4 protein-coding genes are annotated in these 4,104 nt (G+C 36.5%); all 4 read right to left on the minus strand.

What is annotated here, in order from left to right; all coding sequences use genetic code 11:
• Positions 1-151 precede the first annotated feature (151 nt).
• Positions 152-982: a hypothetical protein gene (locus H0X48_06815; GenBank protein ID MBA3955001.1), complete on the minus strand. Its 831-nt coding sequence runs from the start codon at positions 980-982 to the stop codon at positions 152-154.
• 74 nt (positions 983-1,056) lie between these two features.
• Positions 1,057-1,686, minus strand: a complete 630-nt coding sequence (locus H0X48_06820; protein MBA3955002.1) for a cyclase family protein — start codon at positions 1,684-1,686, stop codon at positions 1,057-1,059.
• A gap of 92 nt (positions 1,687-1,778) precedes the next feature.
• Positions 1,779-3,221, minus strand: a complete 1,443-nt coding sequence (zwf, locus tag H0X48_06825; protein MBA3955003.1) for a glucose-6-phosphate dehydrogenase — start codon at positions 3,219-3,221, stop codon at positions 1,779-1,781.
• Positions 3,214-4,104 (minus strand): hypothetical protein (locus H0X48_06830; protein ID MBA3955004.1); only part of this gene is annotated, 891 nt, incomplete at its 5' end. The genes H0X48_06830 and zwf, both read right to left, overlap by 8 nt.

A 4,104-nucleotide genomic window follows, 5' to 3' on the forward strand; every position in this document is an offset into this window, starting at 1 on the left:
ATGCTTCTTTAAGCATATATCGAGTATAAAAAGTATGGCAATACAAAGTCAATTAACTAAAAGTATTGTGCTTGTCACAAACAGTAAGTTAATTGAGTTAATAATAAAGGCCTGATTAAAATCAGGCCTTATTTTACAACTATTTTCTAAGTTATTTCCCAGTTCGTACATTAAAAAAATCAAGCACGTGGCCTGCACGGTTAATCTTTTCATATACTTTGTCACTGAGTGCTTCTTTTAGACGAGCCATAATACGTGCATTACGCTTTTTGCCAGACTCTTTTGATTCTAACTCTTTTTCTGTACATTCTTCTAGTGGCTTAAATCCAGAAATAATAGACTCAATAAGAATTTTCTCAAGTACAGGATCAACTATACTTGGGGTTTTATACTCTTCTTCATAAGGATTATGGGTACACAAAAATGAATTACGCCAAGCATCAACAAATGCAAAGAACTTGTTGGCTTTGCTTAAAGCTTTAAGTGCATTTTCGTAATGTTCAGCAGAAATCTTCTCTTTTTTAGTTTCAATTTCAGACTCTAACTGATTCATAACACGTAAGCGAAGATTAATTAAATACGCTTTTTCACGTAGTTTAGCTTCACTTTCACCCTCAGGAAGCTTAAGTAAAGTACCATTAGGGGTAAAAAACAATGTTACTGCTTTAACTATTTCATCTTCTAGAATATCACTTATAGGACTCTCTTGAGCTTCATCTTCTTTTCTTATTTCTTCTTTTATTTCTTCTTTTATTGCTGAACGAATAGAAGAAGTTTCTTGAGTCTCTTCTTTGACTTCAGTATGACTGACTTTTTCTTGCACATAGTCAATAATACGATGACCAAGAGGACTAATAAGCGTAGCAGAAGCAACCTGTTTTACTTGTTCTTTGCTTGGTAAACTTACCGCCAATACGCTTGTAGCAGCAGAAAGCAAAAAGCTAAAAGCTAAAAATGTATGTGATTTTTTGAAAGATACCATAAAACACCTCTTAAAAGTAATTATATAAACTAGACTGGTACTAGTATAACAAAAATACTTTTAATACAAAAACCCTAGAGCATATCTTCAATAAGTATAGCTCGAGCAGGTGCTGCCTCAAGTCCAACGACAGCTAAAGGCAAACAAACAAAAAAATAAGCACCCTCACCTACATGAGCAAGCCGTAGCCCTTCGATAATAGGTACATCATGCTCAAATAATGTCTTATGAGTATCATGTTCAGGCTGATTGCGCTCAATACCTAGATAGTCTATGCCAACAGCTTTTACACCAACTTCTATAAGATAAGCAGCTGCCACTGAATCTAAATACACAAATTCTCGTTCAAAAGGGGCATTTTCTACAAGTTCGCTGTTACGCGTTTTAAGAAGAACTATAAGGCCTTTACTCAGTTCATAAGGCTCTAAGTCTTCACGACCAATAGCTTCTTCAACTTCAGTTAAATCAAGTACGACAGCAGTACCAATAAGCTGACTAAGAGCAAATTGATCAATGGTTTTTCCTTGAGGGATAAAATGAGCTGGCGCATCTACGTGGGTTGATGCATGAGAGCTCATTATAATACGTGATTTGCGTACACCATCTTTTTCCATACTTTGAGTAGTAGTAAAATAGACGTCTTGAGCATCTTTATAACCAGTTGCATCGGGAGTCATAGGCCAACTGATATCAATTATTTTCATACTACTTGTCTCCCTTTATAATCATGTATCTACTCTGCAAGCATAAGTATAGTAACACGCTTAATTAACTGCAAGCATCTACTAAGCTTACTTTACGCCAACCAGTCTACACCGTTAACTTGCGAAAATAGAGCAAGTTGTTCAGGACCAGAGCTCCCGCAAGCGTAGGTATATAACGGCAACTGTAAAGCAGAAACGTGCTCTATAACTTGCCACGCATACTCAATTTCATGGCTATGCACCGTAATACTGCTGTCACCACTAAGTATATCAAGCAGTAGTCTTTGATAGGTGTGTGGCATGTGATCATAAAAATTACAGGTATAACACAAAGTAGATTCTACACAGTTGGTAATGCTCGTATTATTAGGTGTATTTTGAGCATTAAGAGTAACTGATAAACTTGAATCTGGAGCAATATGTAACGTAAGCGTATTAGGCGCAAAAGTACCTGATGCACCAACTAAGGCCTGACTAACCGGTTTAAAAACAACGTGTATAGCTGTAGCCTTAGTTTGCAAACATTTACCTGTCTTTAAATAAAAGGGAACTTCTTGCCAGCGTGGTGTATCGATAAAACACTTAAGCACTGCAAGCGTTTCGGTTTTAGAATCAGGTCGCACATGGCTTTCAGTTGTATAGCCTGTATATTGTCCTAACAGACCGGTAACTACACGAGCTTTTTTGAGCACCTCACTTTTAGCAAGACTGATCGCGTTGCCGTCAAGTGATTGTGGGCACTCCATAGCTATAAGAGAAAGTAATTGTAACATATGGTTTTGCATAACATCTTTTAATGCACCATAGTTATCATAAAAACTACCCCGATTATCTATGCCAATGGTCTCATTAAATATAATTTGCACCTGATCGATATACTTAGCATTCCAAATAGGCTCAAAAAATACATTACTAAAACGTATAAGCGCAAGCGAACTGACTAATGTTTTAGTTAAGTAATGATCAACACGATAGATCTGTTCTTCATCTACATATTTTTCAATACAAAGATTTATCTTACGGGCTGTTTGTAGATCCCGACCAAAAGGTTTTTCGTATACTATTACTTGTTTTTTACCATTATTTTTTTGACGTTCCACAATGCCTGCTTGCGCTAAATTGGTAGTTATATCACAATAAAAGTCAGCTGCTGTTGCTAAATAAACTAATCTATTGCCTGGCAAATTGTGCTCATGTTCATGCTTTTCAATAACAGTTGCCAAGGCCTTAAAGTCTTCTGGCTTGTTAAAATCAAGACTAATATAATAACTAATATTTTTAAGATACTCCCAGCCAGAACTCGTGCTTTGGGTATTTTTACTACAAACCTCTTCATACTCTAAAAGCTCGTGCATAGTAGTATGATCTTTGGCAGCTCCTATAAGTATAAAATTACACTTTTGATTTCTTTCAAGGTGCTCAGTTACCAAAGAACATATCGCTGGCAAAATCTTTTTCCGGGCGAGATCCCCTGTTACACCAAGAATAATAATCGTCCAAGAGTGGAGGCTGGTAGTATTAGAACGGTTATCCACGGCTTAATATCTTTCGTGTTTTTTCTTTATACAATTCAACAGCAGGCTGATCAAAAGCATTAATACCCAGCAAATGGCCAATACTTATAGTTTCACAGATTTTAAACATCATGTATTGCCCCAAGCTGTAAGCACTACGCTCTGGTAATGTAATAGTTACAAAAGGTCTGTGTTCACTTGCATACGCTTGCTCAACACCTTCAAAAATTGCTTTTTTAATCGTAGCTACTGTTTTACCTACAAGAGAACTTACTGGCGTTGTAATAGCTTCATTAGGCACCGTATATACTTGAGGCTCAAAAGCCACTTGTACAAAAGAAGTAAATTTATCCCGAGGACCACCTAAATATAACTGAGCCACTGAATGTAAATCAGTTGTGCCAATAGACACTGTTGGAGTCATACCAGTTTCGACAAGCACGTCTTCAAGAGAAAGTTTTTTTCCTAAGCTTTCACCCACAAGTTGCCGATACCAGTTACCAAGCATGTATAAATGTGGTGAAAACAAAAAAGTATCATGAATATTTTTACCTGATTTAAAATGGGTATAAATAAGAGCAGCACTTACAGCTGCATCTGAACTACCACTAAAATAGGCATCAAGTATTACACGGGCGCCTGCCATAAGTTCTTGGATAGGTATACCTACTAACGCTAACGGAAAAAGACCTACAGCTGAAAATACCGAGTAACGACCACCTACAAGTTTCGGTATCTCTAATAAGTTATACCGTTCCTGTTGAGCTATAGTATAAAGAGGTGAATCATAATCGGTTATAACCACCATATATTCTTGATACTTATGGGGTTTATATTTTTTAAGGAGCTCAATAAAAAAAGCACCATTAACAAGCGTTTCAGTGGTATTACCTGACTTGGTTAC

It is taken from the genome of Candidatus Dependentiae bacterium, from assembly GCA_013821315.1.
GTDB lineage: Bacteria > Babelota > Babeliae > Babelales > Babelaceae > JACDHA01.

What these genes read in the sequence shown, in the direction of transcription:
- H0X48_06815 (MBA3955001.1), bottom strand. Translation starts at nt 982, where the DNA reads ATGGTATCTTTCAAAAAATCACATACATTTTTAGCTTTTAGCTTTTTG.
- H0X48_06820 (MBA3955002.1), bottom strand. Translation starts at nt 1,686, where the DNA reads ATGAAAATAATTGATATCAGTTGGCCTATGACTCCCGATGCAACTGGT.